Raw genomic sequence first — 288 nt, 5'->3', positions numbered from 1 at the left:
CCCGCGGCCGCGCCTTCGCCTCCGCGACGCCCGCACCACGCTAAGACGGGAGCATGCCGTGGACTTTCCCTATCCCAGCCTGCTGTTCCTGGCCGATGTTGATCGCGTCAGCGCCAAGACCGCCCTGAGCGTCGCCTATTGGAGGCCGGAGACCTGCGTCGGCCAGCTTCGCCTGCAAGGCTGCTAGGTCGATCTGGGCTTGCCCGACATGAGCCCGAGCGCGGCGAGGGCGGCGGGGGCGCGTTCGCTGCTGATCGGCGTGGCCAATGCCGGCGGCTTTATTCCTCC

1 pseudogene is annotated in these 288 nt (G+C 69.4%); it reads left to right on the top strand.

The features are described from left to right. Positions 1-187 (top strand): annotated as a pseudogene (locus tag EIK80_RS26845) (hypothetical protein); the annotation flags it as partial. Positions 188-288 lie beyond the last annotated feature (101 nt).

Origin of the sequence: Caulobacter sp. 602-1, assembly GCF_003931565.1 — a bacterium.
Taxonomy (GTDB): Bacteria; Pseudomonadota; Alphaproteobacteria; order Caulobacterales; family Caulobacteraceae; genus Caulobacter.
This window is presented reverse-complemented; position numbering and strand designations above follow the sequence as displayed.